This is a genomic window from Pseudarthrobacter sp. 01T43 (assembly GCF_056398665.1).
On sequence record NZ_JBFTPV010000003.1, the window covers coordinates 444,629 to 466,204 of the forward strand.

The following is a 21,576-nucleotide window of genomic DNA, read 5'->3' on the forward strand; positions in this document are numbered from 1 at the left end:
GTCAGCCAGCCGAAAATCAGCGGAATTACGCGGTAAGCTGGCTCTGCAATGGGGCCGAACCATGCCCGATCCAGCACAGGAGCCCCGTGTCTCACCACGCCAATTCAAGCCAAGCCCGGCCGTCCACCGTAACGTCCCCGGAAACCAGCACGCCCACCCCGGCCGATCTCCGCCGGTGGCGCCAGTACCTGGCGGACGAACGCGCAGAGGCCGCCGTATACCGCGATCTCGCACAGAACCGCGAGGGTGAAGAGCGCGACATCCTGCTGGCCCTGGCCGAAGCTGAAGGCCGGCACGAGGCACACTGGCTCCAGCTCCTCGGTGAGCATGCACACAGGTCCCGGCCGGCGTCCCTCCGCAGTCAGCTCCTGGGCTTTTTGGCCCGCCATTTCGGCTCCGTCTTCGTCCTGGCCCTGGCCCAGCGCGCCGAGGGCCGCTCCCCCTACGCCAATGATCCCAACGCCACTGCCGCCATGGCCGCCGACGAACAGATCCACGAGGAAGTGGTCCGCGGCCTGGCCACCCGGGGCCGCAACCGCCTCGCCGGGACCTTCCGGGCGGCCGTCTTCGGCGCCAACGATGGACTGGTCAGCAACCTCTCACTCGTGGTGGGCATGGCCGCCTCCGGCGTAGCCAGCAGCGTGGTGCTCCTCAGCGGCGTAGCAGGACTCCTGGCCGGCGCCATGTCCATGGCAGCGGGAGAATTCGTTTCCGTGCGCTCCCAGCGGGAGCTGCTGGCAGCCACCCGGCCCACCCAGATCACCCTCGCCGCGGCCCCGAAGCTGGACCTCGAGCACAACGAGCTCCTGCTCGTCTATTTGGCGCGTGGCATGTCCCGCGAAGCAGCCGAGCACCGCGTGGCCGAACGCACCGGCCTGCTCAGCTGCGACTGCGACCCCAGCCTGTCGCTCCAGCCCGAACTGCCCGAGTCGCCGGACGAACACGAAGCGGTGGGAACCGCGTGGGGTGCCGCACTGTCCAGCTTCTGCTTCTTCGCCTCCGGTGCAGTGATCCCCATCCTGCCGTTCCTGTTCGGCCTGACCGGCGTGGTGGCACTGGCAGTGGCCGGCGTGCTCGTGGGGCTGGCACTGCTGGTGACCGGCGGGATTGTTGGCCTGCTGTCCGGAACCTCACCACTGAGCCGCGGCCTGCGCCAGCTTGGCATTGGGTTCGGGGCCGCCGCCGTGACCTACGTGCTGGGACTCGCCTTCGGGACCGTAGTGGGCTAACTGCCCAGCACCGCGATCGCGTCAGCCACACTGTCCACAAGGAAAATCCGGTCCGCCATGGGCCGGCCTTTGGCCAGTTTGTGCAGCATCGGCCATGCGGGCAATTCCTGCTCCCAGTGGCGCCTGCCAACCAGCACCATGGGCGTGACCGCTTCCCGGGAACTGTAGTAATTTTCGCAGGCGTCCTGGAAGATTTCCTGAACCGTACCCGCCGCTCCCGGCAGGAAGATGATTCCGCCGTCGCAGACTTCCAACAGGATCGCCTCGCGGATTGCGTTGGCGAAGTACTTGGCGATATGCGTGGCGAAGTAGTTGGGCGGCTCATGCCCGTAAAACCAGGTGGGGATGCCCAGCGAGGGAGTTCCGTTCGGATAACGTTCGAGGACGGCGGCTGCCTCGCGTGCCCACGCGGACACCGAGGGCCGGAAACCGGGGACGGTTCCAAGCCCGGCGAGCACGTCCTGGAACTCCCCCTGCGGAATCCGGCTGAGGTAGGCGCCCAGGTTGGCGGCCTCCATGGCGCCCGGACCGCCGCCCGTAGCCACCAGTCGGCCGGTCTGCGCGAGCAGCCTCCCCAACTCAGCGGCCTGTGCGAATTCCAGGGTGCCACGGCGGGCTTCATGCCCGCCCATCACCCCCACGGTGGTCTGGCCGGCGCGGCGGGCTGACCTCATGAACTCGTCCAGCGCGTCGCCGATGGCGTGGTCATGCAGCGCTGAGGCCAGGGTGGCGTCCAGCCGGTGCCGCTGCCCGGGACGGATGCTCCAGTGATACACGAGGGCGTCAGGCAGTTTCTCGTACGGCGCGTGTTCCAGCCCGGCGTAAAGTTCCTGGGGCGTGTACAGTCCTGCCCTGTACGGATCGAACGGCACACCCCCAAGCTTGGGAAAGATCAGGGCACCGCGGCGCCGGAGTCCTTCTTCCACGTCCTGATCGAAGGTGCAGCCGAGGAAGATTGCGCCTTCCACGTCCAACCTTCCCAGCACTGCCGTCCGGCCACGCAGGTCCAGGGACTGGGCGTGCCAGCCGCGCATTGTCACGGCGCCGGCCGCGACCAGGCGGTCGAAGCTCTCAAGGCTTTCGACTTCGATGGTCCGCGGGCTGGGGACCAAGCCGCCTGCAGGGTTCATGCCGGCGGCCCTAGCGTGTCAGTCCGGCGGCGCCCGTCACATGCTGCTCCAACCTGAGCAGGGTCTTCTCGATGCTGGCCGGGTGGCGGCGCAGGTAGCCTGCCAGCCGGAGGAAGAACTTGCCCCGGACTGCCCGGGCATCCCACTGTTCGGTGACACGCGTCCCGGCGGTGCCGTCGGCGTCGGTGGCGGGTTCGAGGATGTAGCGCCAGACGTGGCCGTAGAAGTGGCGCCAGGCGATGCGCCTCCCCTCCTCGAACTCGCAGACGGTGTTCAGGATCTTGTAGTCCACGCGCATGTTCATTTCCATGCCGAACCGTGCCCCCAGGACCAGCCGCTCTGGTCCGCGCGGCTGGGCACCCTTCACGGTGCCGGAGCCGTCGATCACGCTATGCAGCGCCGGAGTGGCCAGCACCTCGAAGATTTCGTCGGGGGCTGCGGGGATGAATCGTTCGCGGGACACCAGGTATCGGTTATTCATTCCCCCAGCCTAGGGCCATGGTTGGCCGGGTCCCGGCTCCTTGGCGAGAGGCTGCTAGCCGTTGAAGTCGGCGGGGTGCGGACCTGTGCGGCCGTCCCGCTCCAGGCTGTCGATCACGGCCAGTTCGTCTGCGGTGAGGTCGAAGCCGAAGACGTCCAGGTTCTCCCGGATGCGCGCCGGGGTCACCGACTTGGGGATGATGATCCGCTCCTGCTGCAGGTGCCAGCGCAGAACGGCCTGGGCGGGACTCACACCGTGCTTGGCGGCAATGTCCGCAACGGCAGGATGCACCAGCACGGCGCCCTGGGCGAGCGGGCTCCATGCCTCCGTATCAATCCCGTGGGCCGCGTTGAAGGCGGCCACGTCCCGCTGCTGGAGGGCCGGATGCAGCTCGATCTGGTTGACTGCCGGTACCGTGCCGCCCAGGTCAATGACCTTCTGCAGGTGCGCGGGGAGGAAGTTGGACACCCCGATGGCCCGGACTTTGCCGTCGGCAAGCAGCCGCTCCATCGCCCGCCAGGCCTCCAGGTACCGATCGGTGGCCGGGGCGGGCCAGTGGATCAGATAGAGGTCCAGGTAGTCCAGTCCCAGCTTGTCCAGGCTGGCCTCGAAAGCGGCCAGCGCGGCGTCGTAGCCGAGGTCGGCCACCCACAGTTTGGACGTGATGAACAGTTCTGCGCGGTCGATGCCCGATTCTGCGATGGCGCGTCCGGTGCCCGCTTCGTTGCCGTAGATCGCGGCGGTATCGATGCTCCGGTAGCCGGCAGCCAGGGCGAGGCTGACCGCGGCGGTGGTGTCGGCGTCGGACACCTGGAAGACGCCGAATCCAAGCTGCGGCATCCGCACCCCGTTGTTAAGGGTGATCGCCGGGATGGTGGTGGTGATGGGGGTGGAAGTCATGGGTTCTCCTGGTGGGATGGAAGGCTAAAGAAGGGCGTCTGCGGGCTCGACGGCGGCTCGCTCGCCTGGAGCGGACGGCGCCTGCTGCGCGGCAGAGTCCGCGCCGGTCTGCGCGGCAGTCCGTTTAGCGCCGGCGGCAGCGATGATCATAACGGCGAGACCCAGCAGGGTGATGCCGGCACCGGCCCAGATCGGGGAGGTGTAGCCGAGGCCGGCGGTGATGGTAACTCCCCCGAGCCATGCCCCGAGGGCGTTGCCCACGTTGAAGGCGCCGATGTTGGCTCCGGACGCGAGCGTTGGTGCGCTGGACGCGTACTTCATGACCCGCATCTGCAGGCCGGGAACGGTGGCGAATCCGAAGCCGCCCATCAGGACGATGGAGGCGATGGTGAGCATCTGGTTGCCTGCGGTCAGGGCAAAGGCCGCGAGTACCACTACCAGCACGGCGAGCACCACAATCAGCGTGCGGTCCACGTTGCGGTCCGCTGCTTTGCCGCCGATGGTATTGCCGATGAACAGACCGACGCCGAAGACGATGAGCAGCCACGGCACGGTGGACGCCGCGAAGCCGGAGACCTCGGTGAGCGTGAAGGCGATGTAGGTGAAGGCGCCGAACATCCCGCCGTAGCCGAGGATGGTCACCAGGATGGAGAGCCATACCTGGCCGGAGCGGAAGGCACGCAGTTCAGTGCGCAGGGACCCCGGCACGGTGTCACCGTGGCCGGTTTTGGGCACCAGCGCAAGGATGCCTGCCAGGGCGATGACGCCGATCACGGTGATGGCCCAGAACGTGGAGCGCCAGCCGGCAGCCTGTCCGAGCATGGTGCCGAACGGCACGCCCAGGACGTTGGCCGCGGTGAGTCCGGTGAACATGATGGCGATGGCGCCGGCTTTTTTGGTGGGGGCCACCATGTCCGCGGCCACCACGGCGCCAATTCCGAAGAAGGCACCATGGGCCAAGGCAGCTATGATGCGGCCAATCATCATCATCCCGTAATCGGGGGCAATGGCTGAGATCAGGTTGCCGGCGATGAACAGCACCAGCAGGGCCGCGAGAACGGGTTTGCGGTCGAAGCGGGTCACCGCCGCGGTGAGCAGCAAGGCACCAACCACGACGGCGAGGGCGTAGCCGGAGATCAGCCAGCCCGCCGTGGCCTCGTCGACGTGGAAATCAGCGGCAACCTCGGGCAGCAGGCCCATGATGACGAACTCGGTGAGTCCGATGCCGAACCCGCCGAGGGCGAGGGCTATCAGGCCGATGGGCATGGGAGTGCTCCTTTGAGAATGTACTGAATGAGTTAGGAAGCGTAAGCTAGTAGTTGCAGACGCGTTATTTATTGTTGCACGTGCAGATATCCCGCGCAAGCAACTATCTAGGATTGTGCACCGGGTCACGCTTTCTGCGTACCGGCGCAGCCAGGAAGAGGGCAGGAAAATGGGCATCAAGGACGACGCCGTCGAAGTTCGCGCGCAGGGCTGGCGCACCCTGGCGGCACTGCACGGCCTGATCGAAGGCGAGCTGGAACGCTCACTCCAGGCCGAATCAAAGCTGTCCGTGGTGGAGTACACCGTCCTGGACGCCCTTAGCCGGCAGGACGGCTGGCACATGCGGATGCAGCAGCTGGCACGCGCCACCGCCCTGAGTGCCAGCGCCACCACCCGCCTGGTCAACCGGCTCGAAGACCGCGGGCTCCTGACCCGGATCCTCTGCGCTGAGGACCGCCGGGGAATCTACACCGAGCTCACTGCCAGCGGCTTGGCCCTACTGGAGGAAGCCCGGCCGGTCCACGACACCACACTGGAGCGCGCGCTGGCCGAGGCACAGGAAATTCCGGAACTTGCCGGCCTTGTCGACGCCCTGCCGCGGCTTCACCCGGCCATCTAGCCACCCCCTTGACCGGACGTCGCAACAGGCATAGATTTGTAATCAATCAATCGGTTGATCAACAAATAAGTTGATTACTCGTTTGATGAAGCAGAAAGGCCACACGATGAGCTCCGACGACGCCACCTTGGACTCGGCCTTTATGGCGCTGGCCGATCCAGTGCGGAGGAGCATCATCGCCCGGCTCAGCCGGGGCCCGGCCACCGTGAATGAACTGGCGGAACCATTCGAGATCTCCAAGCAGGCGGTCTCGAAACACATCCAGGTGCTCGAGCAGGCGCAACTGGTCACCCGGACCAGGGATGCACAGCGGCGGCCCGTACACCTGAACCCCGCACGGCTTGAGGCGCTCACCGCGTGGATCGACCAGTACCGGCTGGTCCGCGAAGGGCAGTTCCGCAGCCTTGACGCCGTACTTAGATCAAGCGCCGCGGCCAGCGGCGGCTAACTTCCAAGGAGTCATCATGAGCAATTCCCTGAAACTCAGCGTTCCGGACGGCGTCCCCTTTATCGACTACGAACGCGAGTTCGATTTTCCGGTTGCGGATGTCTTCCGGGCCCATAAGGAACCGGACCTGATCGTCCAGTGGCTCGGCCCTCGGGGACTGAAGATGGACATCGACCACTACGATTTCCGCAGCGGTGGCACCTACAGCTACCTGCACACAGGGCCCGACGGCGTGGCCTACGAGTTCAGCGGGGTCTTCCACACAGTCCGCGAAAACGAGTTCGCCATCCAGACCTTCGAGTTCGGCGGCTACCCGGACATCGTCAGCCTGGAATTCATGACGTTTGAAGACCTGGGCAACGGCCGGTCGCGGCTGCGGGGCCACTCCGTCTACCCCAGCCAGGAGGCACGTGACGGGATGGCGCAGTCGGGTATGGAAGGCGGCCTGACCGAGGGGTATGAACGGCTGGATGAGCTGCTCAGCGGCGCAAAGGTCTGAAAACGCAAAGGCACGACGACGGGCGGTACCTTCCGCGGGGAAGGTGCCGCCCGTCGTGGTGAGGGCACCCGGGACCCTGAGTGATGTGAACTGACGTCACGACATGCAATCCCGCAATTTCGCCAGAGATTAGCCTTTCCCGCACCCTTGACCCTCGCTGGACGACTGCTACTATCGAGAAAAGGAAGCATGTCCTATCAAAAGAACAAATGGCGACATCCTCGGTACGTCCAAGCAGCGGATGGCGGCGGGTTGAGCCATGGAACATGGGGAACATTCAGTGGCGAATCAGCTTGGTCTCACCATCGACCGCTCCTCACCGGTGCCCTTGTACCACCAGGTGGTTCAGGGTATCGAGGCTGCAATCCACAGCGGCGTCCTGGAGCCGGGCAGCCGGCTGGAAAACGAAATCGACCTCGCGGCCCAGTTGAACCTCTCCCGGCCCACCATGCGAAAAGCCATGGACGAACTGGTCCGTTCCGGTCTGCTGGTCCGAAAGCGGGGCGTGGGAACGCAGGTGGTTTCCAGCCAGGTCCGCCGCCCTCTGGAGCTCTCCAGCCTGTTTGATGACCTGACCAACAACGGTAAGAATCCAACCACACAGGTGCTGAGCTTTTCCCACATGGAGGCTGACGCCCCCACCCTCGCCACCCTTCAGCTGCCTGCCGGCTCCAAGGTCTACCACTTCACGCGCCTGCGCAAGGTGGGCGGCAAACCGCTGGCGCTGATGGAGAACTGGGTCCGCGATGACATCGCCACCATGGACGAAGCGATGCTGGCGGCCGAAGGCCTTTACGCGATCCTGCGCCGGGGCGGCGTCAACTTCCGCCTGGCCACCCAACGGATCGGCGCCATGATCGCCAAYGACTACCAGGCGCCCCTGCTCGAGACGGACGTGAATTCCGCCCTGGTGACCATGGAACGCACCGCCGTGGACGATACCGGCCGCCGGGTCGAGACCGGCCACCACGTSTACCGSGCMGATTCCTACAGCTTTGAAATGACACTCGTACAGCGCTAACGCAAGGACTTCTGCCATGRCCAACTGGGTCTATCCMCTGGGMACCGCCRMCGACGGCGAYTGGGACATCTCGCTCGGAACCTCCGATTCCGCCACGGCCGTGGACGGCTGGGCCCACACGGGCCTGAAGGTCGCCACCCTCGCGGCGGGCGCCGCCGTCGAACTTCCCGCGGCTGGCGAGGAACGCATTGTGGTTCCCCTCAATGGCTCCTTCACCGTCACCGTGGACGGCGTGGACCATCTCCTTGCCGGACGGCAATCGGTGTTTCACGGTCCCACTGACGTCCTGTACTCAGGCACCGGAAAGTCCGTCACCATCAGCTCAGCCGACGGCGGGCGCGTGGCCATCGCCACGGCCCCGGCGCAGGCCTCGCACCCCACCCGCCTCGTGACCGCAGCGGAAACACCCGTGGAGCTGCGCGGCGCCGGCAACTGTTCCCGCCAAGTCCACAATTTCGGCACCCCGGCGGCCCTGGAAGCAGACCGCTTTATCGTCTGCGAGGTCCTGACGCCCGCCGGCAACTGGTCCTCCTATCCCCCGCACAAGCACGATGAGGAAAAGGACGGGGAAACCAACCTCGAGGAGATCTACTACTTCGAGACTCAGGTTGCCGCCGGCTCCGGCGCACCTGCCGACGCCGATGCCATCGGCTACCAGCGCGTCTACGCCTCGGATGACCGCCCCATCGATGTGTCCGCCGAAGTCCGCACCGGCGATGTGGTGCTTGTCCCCTACGGCTGGCACGGCCCGGCCATGGCGGCACCCGGCTACGACATGTATTACCTCAACGTGATGGCCGGGCCGGGTCCGGTCCGCGAATGGCTGATCAGTGACGACCCCCACCACGGCTGGGTGCGGCAAAGCTGGGACGGACAGGACATCGACCCCCGGCTGCCGTTCGGAGCCTAGCCGGCGTGCCGGTGCAGTAACGCCCGGATAACGCGCACGGTGGTTCCATTGATACTCGAAGGCTTGGCAGATATTGGGGAGCTGCTTCTACGCCTTTGCGATGCACCAGCGATTCTAACCAGATGGACCGTGGAGGACATGAGCGACGCATCCCGGGCCCCGGAGCCCTCGGAGAGTGGACGTCCCAAGCCCAAGCGTGGCGCGTTCCCAACGCCGAGGTCGGAGATCGACGCCGCGACGCCGTACGTGCCCGAAGCCGAAGCCGAGCACGAGGAACACGGCGCGGATAACGAGCTGGCTCCGCCGACGCATCGCGATCAAGGGAACGGGCATGACGCTCCCGAATCCGGCCCGGCACACCATCAAATCCAGCCTTAAGGAGAGACCATGCCTGTGCAAACCCCGAAGCGCGGCGCCATCCCGACACCTCGCAGCGCGCTGGCCGCTGCGACCCCGCACATGCCGACGATCGGAGCTCCCCCGCACCATCTCGTAAGACCGAAAAAGCTTTCGATGTGGGGCAATGACGTCCACGGGGACTGCGTCACCGCCGAGGAGGCGTTCGCCAAAGCGTGCCACGACCCTGAGATCTTCATCCGTGAGGCGGACGCCATCGCTTGGGCCACGCGTCACGGCGTCTTGGAGGGTGCCTACCTGCCACAGGTCATGACCTGGATGCAGACCGACGGATTCGTCAAGGGCTCCACCGTCTACGACGACGGAGCCTACCTGTCAGTGGACTGGTCCAGTCCTGCCGTCCTGCAAAGCGCCATCTCCCACGGTCCGGTCAAGATCGGCGTAGCGGCGGACCAAATCGAGCGGGCCTGGCACACCACCGATGGCAAGACGGGATGGTTCGCCACCGGATTCCACAGCGATCACAACGAGGACCACTGCGTCGCCCTCTGCGGATACGGGACCATCGACTGGTTGGCGGGCCAGCTGGACGTCCAGGTCCCCCCGGGAGTCGCCCGAACCCAGCCGGGCTACGCCATGTTCACCTGGAACTCCATCGGGATCATCGACGTCCCGTCGATGATCGCGGTCACCCACGAAGCATGGCTGCGCCGACCCACCACGGTGACCAGGCCGGTGGTTTCGGGGGACAACACACCGGCCCTCGTCAAGACCAGCAGCACACACGAGTAGAGGTCCACATGGCGTCCGGAACCCCCGCTCCATGACGCCCACGGGGCACTGCTTCGTAGTGCGAGACTCAGTTGGCCACCCTCAGTGCCACCCTGACCGGCGCACCCGTTGCCAGCGATTCCTGGGCTGCATCGGCGACCCGGGATGCTGCCACGGCGTCCTCCGGCGTGCACGGGTTCTCCCGCTCGCCCAGGATCAGTTCCACGAACGCTGCCATCTCGGAGCGGTACGCCTGGTCGAACCGCTCCGCGAAGGTCTTGTGCGGTTCTCCGGCGGGGAAGCCGATCCCGGCTTCGGCCGAGGCCAGGGCAGTCTTGTTGTCCAGGCCCACCATGATAGAGCGGCGGGACCCCTGGATCTCCAGCCGGACATCGTGCCCGGCCCCGTTGTAGCGGCTGGCAGAGACCGTTCCCACCGTGCCGTCGTCGAACGTAATAACAGCCAAGGCAGTGTCCACGTCTCCCACGCCCCCGATGGCCGGGTCACCGTTGTTGGAGCCCTTCGCGTAGACTTCCACGATCTCGCGGCCGGTCAGCCAGCGCAGGATGTCGAAATCGTGGACTGAGCAGTCGCGGAACAGGCCACCGGACGTGGCCAGGAATTCCACTGGCGGCGGAGTCATGTCGCAGGTGACCGCGCGCAGCGAGTGGATCCAGCCCAGCTCACCGGCCTGGTAGGCACGCTTGGCCTCAACGTAGCCCGCGTCGAACCGGCGCTGGTGGCCGATCTGGACCACACCGTCATTGTCCCTGATGTAATCCAGCACCGGCAGGGCGTCCGGCACGTCCATGGCCACCGGCTTTTCGCAGAACACCGGAATGCCGGCGTCCACCCCTGCCCGGATGAGTTCCGGGTGTGTCCCGGTCCCCGTGGCGATAACCAAACCGTCAATTCCGGAGGCGATCAGGTCCGCCACGGAGGGCAGGAACTCGGCACCGAGGCCTGCCGCGATATTCCGTGCGTGGTCTTCGGCAACGTCCGTGAGCCTGAGCCGGACGTTGACTCCGCGCGGGTTGAGTTCCCCGTTGAGCGCGGCAATGTTGTGGGCGTGCATGACGCCGATGCGTCCCACTCCAACCAGGCCAAGAATGACATCCCTCATAGTGTTCCTTCGTAAGTAGTAGAGCTAATGAATCGGGGCGGGCTGAACGGGCGCCGGCTGAACGGTGAAAGCCGCCCGGAAGGCGTCCAATGCCGCATCGCTGTCGCCGCTGGCCCAGGCTTCCAGACCGACGGTTCCGTCGTACCCTGCCTCAGCGAGCGCCCGCGCAACTGCCTGATAGTTGATTTCACCGGTGCCGGGCTCACAGCGGCCCGGGACATCCGCCACCTGAATCTCGCCGATATGCGGCAAGGCGGTCCGCACCAGCTCGATAAGGTTCCCCTCCCCCAACTGCGCGTGATAGAGGTCCAGCATGAGTTTGACGTTGGGGTGCCCGGCGGCCTCCACCAAGGCCAGGGTGTCCTTGGCGCGGGCGAGCGGGATGCCGGGGTGGTCCAGGACCGTGTTGAGGTTCTCCAGGCAGAACGTCACATTGTGCTTTTCGCCCAGTGCGCCGAGGCGTTCCAGGGTCCGGGCTCCGGTGCTCCACATGCGGCCGGTGGAACGGAAGAGGGGACGTGCGGCTTTGCCGTCCACCAGTTCCGCGGAGTGCACCACCAGGCGGCTGACACCAAGTTCCACGGCCGTGGGGATCAGCGTCCCGGCGGTCTGCACCACGTCATCAGCAGTTTCGGGGTCCACGAGGCTGCCCGCAGTGTATCCCGTCATGGAGGAAAAGACCGCGCCGGTCGCCGTGAGTGATTTCAGGTCCTTGGTCCGGGAATCCCACAGCTCGACGTCGAACCCGGCGTCGTGGATCCGCCGTACCCGTTCGGTAAAGGGCAGATCGGTGAACACCATCTCCGCGCAGACGGCCAGCCGCATCAGACTCCTGCCTTGGCGACGGCAGGGACAGCCACTGGGACGCCCCGTTTGACGGATTCGATGCAGGCCAGTGCCATGGCAAGGGCGCGGCGTGCGTCTGGAGCCCCCGGCGTGAGCGTGAAATCGCCCGACGGCGGCGGCGTACCGTCGCGCCGGGCCCGCACCACCGCGGCGAAGTCGGCGAGTTCATCCGTGTAGGCGTCGCGGAAGAGTTCCACGTTGAGCCGCGGGGTGTCTGCCGCGAGGCCTTCGGCGGTGTACCGGCGGGCGGCAGTTTCCGTGGCCCGGCCGGCCTGGACCATGCCCTTGGAGCCGAAGACTTCGCCGCGGACGTCGTAGCCGTAGAGAGCGCTGAAGTTCGCTTCCGCCACGGCGATGGCACCGTTGCTGTAGCGGATGGTCACCACGGCGGTGTCCAGGAAGCCCTGGTCCCGCAGGCCGGGCTCCACGAGCGCATCGGCGATGGCGTAGACCTCCACCGGCTCGGCCCCTTCGTTGAACCAGTTCAGGGTGTCGAAGTCGTGGATGAGGGTTTCCAGGAAGACGGTCCACGCCGGAACCCGGGCCGCGTGCGGAATGCTGCCGGTGCCCGGATCCCGGGTCAGCGAGCGCAGGAGCTGCGGCGTCCCGACGGTTCCGGCGGCCAGATCCTTCTTGGCGGCCTGGAAATCCTCCGCGTACCGGCGGTTGAAGCCGATCTGGACGTGCACGCCGGCAGCCTCCACGGCGGCCAGGGCGGCGTCGAGCTCGTCCAGGCCCTGGCCTGCCGGTTTCTCGCAAAACACGTGCTTTCCGGCCGCGGCGGCCTGGCTGATCAGGGCCGCATGGAAGCGGGCCGGGCTGGCGATGATCACGGCGTCGATCTCGGAATCGGCCAGGATGTCGTCCGCGCTGGCGGTGACCTTGGCCGTGCCGAGCGTGCGTGCCAGTGCCTCCGCGGATTCCACATTAGGGTCGGCGATGGCGGCGAGCACGGCGTCGGGGACACGGCGGGCAATGCTTTCGGCGTGGAACGCGCCCATCCAGCCCGAACCGATAAGTCCGATGCGGACCGGTGCCGGGCCGGGAGCGGGGTTCTGTTCGAGGTAAGCCAAGGCTTGTCCTTTCGGTGGGTCGTAGCGTGTGAGTGGATCAGTAGTGTGCGGGCTGCTTGGGGGATCAGTGACGGGCGGCGCGGCCGGCAGTGGCTGCTTCGCCGGGAAACACAACGCCGAGCTGTCGGCGGATCTCATCGGCCACCTCCAGCGTGCGGATGGAGGCCGCCAGCGTCCGTTGGCTGGCTTCCGTGCCGCCCGCGGCAATGGCGCGCGCCACCGCCGCAGCCTCGTAGTGCAGTCCTTCGAAGTGGCCGCCGGCAGGTTCGTCATGGCGCAGGCGTGTGCCGTCCGGGAAGCAGACCTCGAAGCCGCCGGGCATGTTGAAAGGCCCGTCGATGGTCAGGGTGGCCTCGGTGCCCACCACCGTGGCGGCAGTGGGCGTGAAGTTATGCAGGTGCGTGTTCACCACGGCCTGGGCGCCGCCGTCGAACTCCATGATGGCGGACAGCTGGGCGTTGACCCCGGACTCGTGGGGCTGCCCGATGGCGGCCAGTTGCTGGGGGCTGCCCAGCACCTCGGTGACCAGGGCCAGCGGGTAGGTACCCAGGTCAAGCAGCGGGCCGCCCGCCAGGTCGGGATTAAAGATGCGGTGGGAGGGCTCGAAGTGCTCGCCGTACTCCGCGACAACCGTAGTGATGGTACCCAACGTGCCGGCGTCGAGGATCTGCCGGATCACATCAAACTTCGGCAGGAAGAACGTCCACATGGCCTCCGCGGCCAAAACCCCGGCAGCCCCGGCACGGGCGGCGATGTCCCGCCCCTGGTCCGCAGTGAGCCCGATCGGTTTTTCGATCAGGACGTGCTTGCCAGCGGCGATGGCCAGTAGCGCGGCCGCATGGTGGCCGGTATGCGGAGTGCACACGTAGACGATGTCGATGTCCGGGGCCGCGGCCAGTTCCTCATAGCTGCCGTACGCTGCAGGCACGTCGAAGGTGTCCGCGAAGGCCTTGGACCGGCTCAGCGAACGGGAACCGACGGCGGCGATCACCTGGCCGGTGTGCGCCTGGATCGATTCGGTGAATCGTTCGGCAATCCAGCCCGGCCCCATGATGCCCCAGCGCAGCACGGGGGCGTCACGGGAGCCGGGGACACGGGACTGTGGCAGTGCTGTGGGGGTCATGAGTAGCTGACTTTCGTGGCGGCACCGTCGCTGTGCAGCGAGTGGATCATTGCTTGGGCAACGAGCGAGGCGTTGAGTCCGTCCTGCGCGCCGGCGAGGGAGGACTTCTCTCCGTTGGCGAGCGCGGAAATCCAGGCCTGCAGCTGCAGCCGGTACGCGTCGGCGAAGCGTGGGCGCCAGTCCGCCGGGATCTGCTCCTGTTTGGTTCCGTCGTGCTCGATGCGCAGCATGGCCGAATCCTGGAGGGCGGTGGTGCCGCGTTCCGAAACAACCTCGCAGCGGGTGGTGTAGCCGTACTGCGCATTCAGGAACAGCTCCAGCGTGGTGAGGGTTCCGTCCGCGGTGCGGAGCGTCATAAACGCGGGATCCGGCAGCCCGGCGCCGGCCTGCCGGGTGCTCTTTCCGGCCTGCCACGAAACCTCCGTGATGGGAGAGTCCAGCAGCCAGGGAATGATGTCCAGCTCGTGGATGGCCGAATTGGTGATGGCCGATTCGGCAGTGGCGGCGGGAGCCGCGGAAGCGTTCCGGCTGACGCAATGGACTATCAGCGGCTCGCCCTGCGCCCGGCCCTGCACGGCCTGCCGGAGTGCCACGTAGCCAGGGTCGAAGCGCCGCATAAAGCCGAGCGAAAGCAGGGACGCTCCCGTTGCGGCCACCATGTCGGCATCCGCGGCCACCACTTCAAGGCTTTCCAAAAGGGTAGGTGCAAGCGGCTTTTCGCACAGCACCGGGGTCATCGCCTCAAAGCACTCCAGGACCAGGCCGGCGTGCGTGGAATCGTGCGAGGCAACCACGACAGCGTCCACCTCGCTGGAGTTGATCAGCTCCGACGGATCAGTGGTGATGCGTGCCGATGGCGGCGCTGCCGCGGCGGCGCGGCCGGCGTCGAGATCAGCCACAAAGGTGACTTCGGCACCGCCGATGGTGGTGGAGAGGTTCCTGATATGGTCCGCGCCCATGACTCCGGCGCCGATGACGCCTACCCGGATCGGCATGATGTTCCCTTCATGTACGTCTGTGTGTGCGGTGCGGATGCTTGGCGCAGCATGGCGGGGTGCTCCGGAGGATATCCGAAGCACCCGGCCCGGTGCTGCCGCTAGGCGTGTTTCGGGCCGCTCGGGTTTGCGGTGTCCGCGACGTCGGCGACTTCGGCCTGGACTTCCTTGAGGGCGTCGCCGTGGCCGCCGAGTTGTTCGAGTTCGTGGGCGAGTTCGGCGAGTTCGGCACCGCCTGCCATCTGGGCGGTGAGCTCGTCCAGGGTGATGTCCTTTTTGTCGTAGTATCCGATCGACTTGCCGCGTTTGAGCAGCAGGAACCGGTCACCGACAGGGAAGGCGTGGTGCGGGTTGTGGGTGATGAAGATGACCCCCAGGCCCCGGTCGCGGGCCTGCAGGATGTAGCGCAGGACCACGCCGGACTGTTTTACGCCCAGCGCCGCCGTCGGCTCGTCCAGGATCAGGACCTTCGCGCCGAAATACACGGCCCGGGCGATCGCGACGCACTGGCGCTCACCGCCGGAAAGCTGGCCGATGGGCTGCTCCACGTCTCGCAGGTCGATGCCCATCTCGGCGAGTTCCTTCTTCGTGATGTCCTTCATCTGCTGGACATCCATGCTCTTGAACGGGCCAAACCCGGACGTCAGTTCCGAGCCGAGGAAGAAGTTCCGCCAGATCGGCATCAGCGGCACCACGGCCAGGTCCTGATATACGGTGGCGATGCCGGCGTCCAGGGCGTCGCGGGGGGAGCTGAACTTCCGTTCCTCACCCATGATGTTCAGGACGCCAGCGTCGTGCTGGTGCAGGCCGGCGATGATTTTGATCAGCGTTGACTTGCCTGCGCCATTGTCGCCGAGGACGCAGGTGACGCGGCCGTTGTCGACCGCCATGGTGACGTCACTCAAGGCGACGATGTTGCCGTAGTGCTTGCCGACGCCCTCGAGCGAGAGCAGGTGGACGGGGGTGTGGGTCAACGGGTCCGATTCGTTGTGCAGGAGGGTTTGCTGGTCAATCTGATTGGCATTCATGTGTTCCGCCCCTTTACTTGAGCTCTGCGCGGCGCTTGACGATGAGGTTCACGATGGTGGCCAGCAGCAGCATCAGGCCCAGGAAGAACTTGAACCAGTCCGGGTTCCACTGCGCATAGACGATGCCCTTGTTGGCCATGCCGAAGATGAATGCGCCGATCGCACCGCCCACGGCCGAGCCGTAGCCGCCGGTCAGGAGACACCCGCCGATCACTGCAGCGATGATGTAGAGGAATTCGTTGCCCACGCCCTCGCCGGACTGCACGGCGTCGAAAGCGAAGAGGTTGTGCATGCCCAGGATCCAGCCGCAGAAGCCCACACCCATGAACAGCCCGATCTTGGTTGCCTTGACCGGCACCCCGACGGCGCGGGCCGCGTTGGCGTCCCCGCCGACGGCGAAGATCCAGTTGCCCACCTTGGTCCGCAGCAGCACCCAGGAGGCCACCGCCACGAGCAAGATCCAGATGAACACCGTGTTCTTCACGTCGACACCACCGATGTTTACCGAGGAGGAGAAGACCGCCTGCGCCGCCTTGTAGCCGTCCATCGTCGAGATCGAGGGTGAGGACACGCCGCCGCCGATCAGGCGGGTCAGGCCGAGGTTCAGGCCGGTCAGCATGAGGAAGGTCGCCAGCGTGACGATGAAGCTGGGCAGCTTGGTCTTCATCAGGATCCAGCCGTTGATGAAGCCGATGGTCAGGGAGACGAGCAGTGCCAGGACGACTCCGACCCAGACGTTTGTGGTGAAGTACCAGCTGAACATCGACGCGGTCAGCGCCGAAGTGATGACGGCGACGCCCGTGGAAAGGTCGAACTCCCCCCCGATCATCAGCAACGACACCCCCACAGCCATGATTCCGATCGTCGAGCTGCCATACAGGACGGTGGCAATGGACGCAGGCTGGATGAATGTCTGGGAAACGGCGGCAAAGAAGATAAAAAGAACGATGGCACCCACGAGGGCGCCCACCTCAGGGCGGCCGAGGAGCTTCTGAAGGGGGTTGCGCTTGCCAATGCGTTCATCGGCCACGGGAAGGGGGGTCTTGGATAAGGTCTGAGTCATGGGTTTCTCCTGCTAGGGCGGGTTCCGGAGCCTGAAGGGCCCCGGAACCCGGCTCACGGCATCCTTAGCGGATGCCTTCCTTGGCGAATTTGAGCACGTCCGGGGCGGCGGCCTTATCGATAATTGACGGACCAGTGAGGACGGCCAGGCCACCACCTACGTGAATGCCGGCACGCTTGGCCTGCCACAGTGCGTCCACTGCCCCGTATCCCTGCAGCCAGGGCTGCTGATCCACCGTGAAGGCCACCTTGCCGTCGATGATGGCCTGCGCCAGGTCACCGTTCATATCGAATGACGCGACTGTGACCTTGCTTTGTAAGTTCAGTGACTCAACGGCCTTGTCAATGGTCAGAGTGAACGGTGCACCCAGCCCGATGATGGCGTCCGCGTCAGGAGTAGCCTGCAGTTTCGCGGTGACGGTGGAGGACACCGCCGTCATATCAGTTCCCTGGACAAACAGGTTCTCAGTACCCGGGACCTTGGACTTCACACCGGCACACCGGGAATCCAGTGCAACGTTGCCTTGTTCCATGATCACGCAGATCGGGTGCTTGGCTCCGAGCGATGAGAGCTTCTGTCCGACGGCGGCACCGGCGAGGTTTTCATCTGAACCGAAGTGGGTGAATGCACCAACTTGCTTCCAGACATCCGCACCGGAGTTCAGGCTGACGACAGGGATTCCTGCGTCCGTAGCCTTTTTGAGGACATCCCTCAGTGCGTCCGGCTTGGCGAGGGTCACGGCGATGCCGTCAACCTTCTGGTCAATTGCTTGCTGGATCAGCTGGGCCTGGCGTCCCCCCTCGGGGTCAGAGGTGTAAAGCAGTTCCACGTTATCCTTCGCTGCCGCCTCCTCGGCACCCTTGCGCAGGATGTCCCAGAAAGTGTCCCCGGGGGCGGCATGGGTAACAAGCGCCACTTTGATCCGGGGAGTGCTGGCGGCCTGGCCGCCACCGGCTGCGTTGCCGGAGTCCGGGGACTTTCCGCCAGTACTTGAACATGCACTCAGCGCCAGCATCGGCACAACCGCCGCTACCAGGGCCGCCTTACGCCAGGAAAATTGAACCACCGTGAATCTCCTTTGATTTCAGCTCCGGGCTGCTACTTTGCAGCCTCTGGAATAACGCCTACATCGATCATGGTGACTTATGCCACACATGTCAATAGTTTGTCCTGACATTAGGATGTAAATACCTAAAGTGGGTTGCGGTCGGCGCAAAGAGACCGTCCGCCGCGGCTTCGACCCGGCATTCATGCCAAAGGGGAGTACCCCTGCATTCAGCGGTACTGCCCTTGGAGTTATGGACTGGAGGTCGGTACTAGGCTGTTCGGCTGCCCGCCGTTTCCGCGGTCTCCGGCTTCACGCCGGCGATGTTCTTGAAGTAGTGCTCCAGGTCCTCGAGGCTCTTGTCCTTGGTTTCCGGAACATACTTCGTGGCGAAGGCAATGGCGCCGACCCCGAGAACGGCAAACACGAAGAACGTGTTGGAGAGGCCAATTCCGGCCAGGAGCTGCGGGAAGCCGAACCCCACCAGGAAGTTCACGATCCACAGCACAAAAGCGGAGGCACCCATGCCCAGGCCCCGCATCTTCAGCGGGAAAATCTCGGAGAGCATCAGCCAGGTGACCGGCGAGATGGCACCCTGCTGGAAGGCAAGGAAAGTGACCGTCAGCGACAGGATGACGAAACCGCGGGCAGCGCCCGCCGGCATGATCAGCGAGATGAGGCCAATCAGCAGCAAGGCCGACGTCGTACCTATCTGCCCGGTGATCAGCATCCGCCGGCGCCCCACCTTGCCCAGCAGCCAAATGCCCACGAACGTGGCAAGCACCGAGATCGCGCCGTTGGCGATGTTGGCCGTCAGCGCGGCCTCACGGCCGAAACCGGACTGGGCCAAAATCTGGGTGCCGTAGTACATGATCGAGTTCACGCCCGTGATCTGCTGGATGACCGCCAGCCCGATGCCGACGACAAAGATCCGCCTGAGCCAGGGAATGCCGAGGTCCTTCCACGATCCCATCTTGGACTTGTAGTCCTCCACGGCCATGGCCTTGACTTCTTCGAATTCCGTCCGTGCATCGGGCTGCGACCGGATGCGCTGCAGCACGCTGAGCGTCTCACCGAAGCTTCCCATCGAGGCCAACCAGCGCGGGCTCTCCGGCATAAAGTTCATGCCGATCCACAGCGCGATGGCGGGGAGGGTGGCGATGACCAGCATCCAGCGCCAGATGCCGCCAGCTTCCCCGAAGGTGTTGCCGAGGTACGCGTTGAAGATGAAGGCGAGCAGCTGGCCGGTGACGATCATGAGTTCGTTCTGGGTGACGATCCGGCCGCGACGCGCGCTGGGCGAGACCTCCGCCAGGTACACCGGGACGGTCACGGACGCGCCGCCCACGGCCAGTCCCAGCACGAACCGTGCCACGATCATGATCTCCGTGCTCGGCGCGAAGGTGCAGGCCAGCGTGCCCACGAGGAAGATGACCGCGAGGGCCATGATCATTTTGCGGCGGCCGTTCCGGTCGGCCAGCCGTCCACCGAGAAGTGCACCGAATGCTGCACCGAACAAGAGAGATGAGGTGACCAGCCCCTCGGTCAGTGGCGTAAGGCCCAGGTCCTCCTGCATGTAGGGCAGGGCACCGTTGATCACGCCGGTGTCGTAGCCAAAGAGAAGGCCGCCGAACGTGGAGATAATCGTAACGGTCCGCAGCGCCCTCTTGTGGTTGCCGGGCTGCTGTCCGGTGGCCGCAGGGACAGGGGCACTCATACGCTGACCTTTTGGATGTACTGGCGCATCGTCTCCAACTGGTAGCGGGAGACCTCCTCGGCGTTGTCGTCCTCGGCAAAGACACTGGACACCATCACGGTGTTGTCCTTGGCCAGGAAGCCGATTTCCTTGAGCCCGCCAAAGAACTCATCCCAGTTGACGTCGCCGTCGCCGATCTTCAGGTGCTGGTGCACGCGCACGGCGTTGCCCGGCGGGTTGGTGATGTAGCGCAGACCGTGGGAGGCGTGGTGGTCCATGGTGTCCGAGACGTGGACGAGGCGAAGTTTATCCCCGGCGGCCCGCATGATCTCCAACGGCTTGTTGCCCATATGGAACGAGTGCGAGGCCACGTAGACCATGCCGATGTTGGGCGAGTTGAGCCCTCGGATGACGCGGATGGCGGCCAGGCCGTCTTCGACGAAGTCGTCCGGGTGCGGGTCGATCAGGACATCCAGGCCTTCGCGCTCGATGATCGGCAGCAGCTCCTCCATGGAGCGGTAGAAGGCTCGCTCGGACTCTTCGGCTTTCTCGGGCCGGCCGCTGAATTCGGTGTTCATGGTGCTGACGCCGAGGTCCACGGCAATCTGGATGGCACGCTTCCAGTAGCGCACGGCCGCCTCCCGGGCATCCTCGTCCGGGCCAGACCAGCGCAGGACCGGAAGCACCGAGGCTATCTCCACTCCGGCATCCTTGCAGGCCTTGTTCAGCTGGGCCACCAGTTCGTCGTCGGCTTTGGGGTGGTTGTAGAACGGGATCACATCGGCGTGCGGGGTCAGCTGCAGGTACTTGTAGCCAAGATCGGCGGCTACGCGCGGAAATTCCAGCAGGCTGTGGCTGTGGTGGAACGGGGTGGGGTCCAGGGCGATTTTCATCGTCACTCCTCTGTGGTTCGGAAAGCTACGTGTACAGCGCCGGCTTGCTGTTGAGCTGGACTTTGACCTTCTCGCCTGACTTCTGGGCCTCGACGCCGGCCTCGCAGCAGGCTGCGGTGGCGTAGCCGTCCCAGGCGGTGGGGCCGCCGATTTCGCCGCGGCGGGCGGCGTCCGCCCAAGCCTGGACCTCGACGTCGTACGCCGCACCGAAGCGGTCCTCAAACCCGGGCGTGACGTTGCCGCCCCACTTGCCCGCGGACTGGATGTACGGTCCGCTGTCCCCGCCGATGCTCACGATGCCGTCCTCGAACGAGGCCTGCGTGGCCACCTGGTAGCCGAACTTGGCGTTGACGTAGATTTCGACGTCGGCCAGGACACCGGACTCGGTCTCCAGCAGGACGTGCTGCGGGTCGTGCTGGCCGTTGGGGGCATTGCGTGTGGCTTTGCCGAGGCGGACCTGGACGGAGGTGATTTCCTCACCGGTGAAGTAGCGGATTGCATCGAACTCGTGGACCACGGAGTCGTTGATGAGCATCTCGTTAGTGAAGCCCTCGGGGGTGCTCGGGTTGCGGTGCTGGTGGTGCAGCATCAGCAGCTCCCCCAGTTCGCTGTTGCGGATAACCGAACCCAGCGCCGCGTACTCTGCATCGAAGCGGCGCATGAAACCAACCTGGATACGCTTGCGGCCCAGCGCGGTCTCCGCCTGGACAACCTTCCAGGCGCTCTCCGCATCGGGCGTGAGCGGCTTTTCGCAAAGGATGGGGAAATCCTTCTCCAGTGCCTTGTACAGGATTTCCTCGTGCAGGAAGCCCGGCGTGGCGATCAGCACGGCGTTGACGTCGCCGTTGTTGAGCGCTTCATCGGCGCTGGTCAGGGCCACGGCACCGTCGATGCCTTCGATGGCGGCCTGCGCCCGGGCAAGATCGACGTCGACGACGGCGGCTACTTCAGCGCCGTGAATGCGGGTRCTGAGCCGCTTGATGTGGTCGGCTCCCATCCGGCCTGCGCCGATCACGGCAACGCGGAGAATGTCAGTCATTGTTCTGTCCTTTGGTGAGGT

Annotated in this window: 23 protein-coding genes; 8 read left to right on the forward strand and 15 right to left on the reverse strand. The window is 65.3% G+C overall.

Annotation, left to right across the window (positions count from 1 at the left end; all coding sequences use genetic code 11):
* The first annotated feature begins 86 nt into the window (after window positions 1–86).
* Entirely contained in the window at window positions 87–1,229 is a 1,143-nt protein-coding gene (locus AC1DIM_RS05525; protein ID WP_477709489.1) for a VIT1/CCC1 transporter family protein, read from the forward strand.
* Here the strand turns inward: AC1DIM_RS05525 and AC1DIM_RS05530 are convergent.
* The 4 genes from AC1DIM_RS05530 to AC1DIM_RS05545 are packed head-to-tail and all read right to left on the reverse strand — an operon-like array spanning window position 1,226 to window position 5,006.
* Window positions 1,226–2,359, reverse strand: coding sequence for an LOG family protein (locus tag AC1DIM_RS05530; RefSeq protein ID WP_477709490.1), 1,134 nt, complete (start codon window positions 2,357–2,359; stop codon window positions 1,226–1,228). The genes AC1DIM_RS05525 and AC1DIM_RS05530 overlap by 4 nt on opposite strands.
* A gap of 10 nt (window positions 2,360–2,369) precedes the next feature.
* Window positions 2,370–2,840: an SRPBCC family protein gene (locus AC1DIM_RS05535; RefSeq protein ID WP_477709491.1), complete on the reverse strand. Its 471-nt coding sequence runs from the start codon at window positions 2,838–2,840 to the stop codon at window positions 2,370–2,372.
* 54 nt (window positions 2,841–2,894) lie between these two features.
* Window positions 2,895–3,740, reverse strand: coding sequence for an aldo/keto reductase (locus AC1DIM_RS05540; RefSeq protein WP_477709492.1), 846 nt, complete (start codon window positions 3,738–3,740; stop codon window positions 2,895–2,897).
* 24 nt (window positions 3,741–3,764) lie between these two features.
* On the reverse strand, window positions 3,765–5,006 hold the full coding sequence (locus AC1DIM_RS05545) for an MFS transporter (protein WP_477709493.1): 1,242 nt from the start codon (window positions 5,004–5,006) through the stop codon (window positions 3,765–3,767).
* A 169-nt stretch (window positions 5,007–5,175) separates the two neighbouring features.
* Between AC1DIM_RS05545 and AC1DIM_RS05550 the strand changes: the two genes are divergently transcribed.
* The 7 genes from AC1DIM_RS05550 to AC1DIM_RS05580 all read left to right on the forward strand — a co-directional run bounded on the left by AC1DIM_RS05550 (window position 5,176) and on the right by AC1DIM_RS05580 (window position 9,652).
* Window positions 5,176–5,625, forward strand: coding sequence for a MarR family winged helix-turn-helix transcriptional regulator (locus AC1DIM_RS05550; protein ID WP_477709541.1), 450 nt, complete (start codon window positions 5,176–5,178; stop codon window positions 5,623–5,625).
* A gap of 106 nt (window positions 5,626–5,731) precedes the next feature.
* Window positions 5,732–6,073, forward strand: a complete 342-nt coding sequence (locus AC1DIM_RS05555; protein WP_477709542.1) for an ArsR/SmtB family transcription factor — start codon at window positions 5,732–5,734, stop codon at window positions 6,071–6,073.
* Between the two features lie 16 nt (window positions 6,074–6,089).
* Window positions 6,090–6,572: an SRPBCC family protein gene (locus tag AC1DIM_RS05560; RefSeq protein ID WP_477709494.1), complete on the forward strand. Its 483-nt coding sequence runs from the start codon at window positions 6,090–6,092 to the stop codon at window positions 6,570–6,572.
* Between the two features lie 280 nt (window positions 6,573–6,852).
* On the forward strand, window positions 6,853–7,593 hold the full coding sequence (locus AC1DIM_RS05565) for a GntR family transcriptional regulator (protein WP_477709495.1): 741 nt from the start codon (window positions 6,853–6,855) through the stop codon (window positions 7,591–7,593).
* A 16-nt stretch (window positions 7,594–7,609) separates the two neighbouring features.
* Complete coding sequence (gene iolB / locus AC1DIM_RS05570) at window positions 7,610–8,503, forward strand: 5-deoxy-glucuronate isomerase (RefSeq protein ID WP_477709496.1); 894 nt, start codon at window positions 7,610–7,612, stop codon at window positions 8,501–8,503.
* 138 nt (window positions 8,504–8,641) lie between these two features.
* Entirely contained in the window at window positions 8,642–8,881 is a 240-nt protein-coding gene (locus tag AC1DIM_RS05575; RefSeq protein ID WP_477709497.1) for a hypothetical protein, read from the forward strand.
* 9 nt (window positions 8,882–8,890) lie between these two features.
* On the forward strand, window positions 8,891–9,652 hold the full coding sequence (locus tag AC1DIM_RS05580) for a hypothetical protein (RefSeq protein ID WP_477709498.1): 762 nt from the start codon (window positions 8,891–8,893) through the stop codon (window positions 9,650–9,652).
* Window positions 9,653–9,719: 67 nt separating this feature from the next.
* Here AC1DIM_RS05580 and AC1DIM_RS05585 read toward each other — a convergent pair whose 3' ends face one another.
* From AC1DIM_RS05585 to AC1DIM_RS05635, 11 genes are all read right to left on the reverse strand, one after another.
* Complete coding sequence (locus AC1DIM_RS05585; RefSeq protein ID WP_477709499.1) at window positions 9,720–10,754, reverse strand: Gfo/Idh/MocA family oxidoreductase; 1,035 nt, start codon at window positions 10,752–10,754, stop codon at window positions 9,720–9,722.
* 24 nt (window positions 10,755–10,778) lie between these two features.
* Complete coding sequence (locus AC1DIM_RS05590; protein WP_477709500.1) at window positions 10,779–11,579, reverse strand: TIM barrel protein; 801 nt, start codon at window positions 11,577–11,579, stop codon at window positions 10,779–10,781.
* Window positions 11,579–12,673 (reverse strand): Gfo/Idh/MocA family oxidoreductase, encoded by a 1,095-nt coding sequence (locus AC1DIM_RS05595; protein ID WP_477709501.1) that lies wholly within the window; start codon window positions 12,671–12,673, stop codon window positions 11,579–11,581. Before AC1DIM_RS05595 ends, AC1DIM_RS05590 begins: the two co-directional genes overlap by 1 nt.
* 64 nt (window positions 12,674–12,737) lie before the next feature.
* Complete coding sequence (locus AC1DIM_RS05600; protein ID WP_477709502.1) at window positions 12,738–13,796, reverse strand: Gfo/Idh/MocA family protein; 1,059 nt, start codon at window positions 13,794–13,796, stop codon at window positions 12,738–12,740.
* Window positions 13,793–14,791, reverse strand: coding sequence for a Gfo/Idh/MocA family oxidoreductase (locus AC1DIM_RS05605; RefSeq protein WP_477709503.1), 999 nt, complete (start codon window positions 14,789–14,791; stop codon window positions 13,793–13,795). The genes AC1DIM_RS05600 and AC1DIM_RS05605 overlap by 4 nt, the downstream gene beginning before the upstream one ends.
* 101 nt (window positions 14,792–14,892) lie before the next feature.
* Entirely contained in the window at window positions 14,893–15,819 is a 927-nt protein-coding gene (locus AC1DIM_RS05610) for an ATP-binding cassette domain-containing protein (RefSeq protein WP_477709504.1), read from the reverse strand.
* Between the two features lie 13 nt (window positions 15,820–15,832).
* On the reverse strand, window positions 15,833–16,882 hold the full coding sequence (locus tag AC1DIM_RS05615; protein ID WP_477709505.1) for an ABC transporter permease: 1,050 nt from the start codon (window positions 16,880–16,882) through the stop codon (window positions 15,833–15,835).
* A gap of 64 nt (window positions 16,883–16,946) precedes the next feature.
* On the reverse strand, window positions 16,947–17,948 hold the full coding sequence (locus AC1DIM_RS05620; RefSeq protein ID WP_477709506.1) for a substrate-binding domain-containing protein: 1,002 nt from the start codon (window positions 17,946–17,948) through the stop codon (window positions 16,947–16,949).
* 250 nt (window positions 17,949–18,198) lie between these two features.
* On the reverse strand, window positions 18,199–19,644 hold the full coding sequence (locus AC1DIM_RS05625) for a sugar porter family MFS transporter (RefSeq protein WP_477709507.1): 1,446 nt from the start codon (window positions 19,642–19,644) through the stop codon (window positions 18,199–18,201).
* Window positions 19,641–20,516 (reverse strand): sugar phosphate isomerase/epimerase family protein, encoded by an 876-nt coding sequence (locus AC1DIM_RS05630; RefSeq protein ID WP_477709508.1) that lies wholly within the window; start codon window positions 20,514–20,516, stop codon window positions 19,641–19,643. Before AC1DIM_RS05630 ends, AC1DIM_RS05625 begins: the two co-directional genes overlap by 4 nt.
* A gap of 25 nt (window positions 20,517–20,541) precedes the next feature.
* Window positions 20,542–21,555 (reverse strand): Gfo/Idh/MocA family protein, encoded by a 1,014-nt coding sequence (locus tag AC1DIM_RS05635; RefSeq protein WP_477709509.1) that lies wholly within the window; start codon window positions 21,553–21,555, stop codon window positions 20,542–20,544.
* Window positions 21,556–21,576 lie beyond the last annotated feature (21 nt).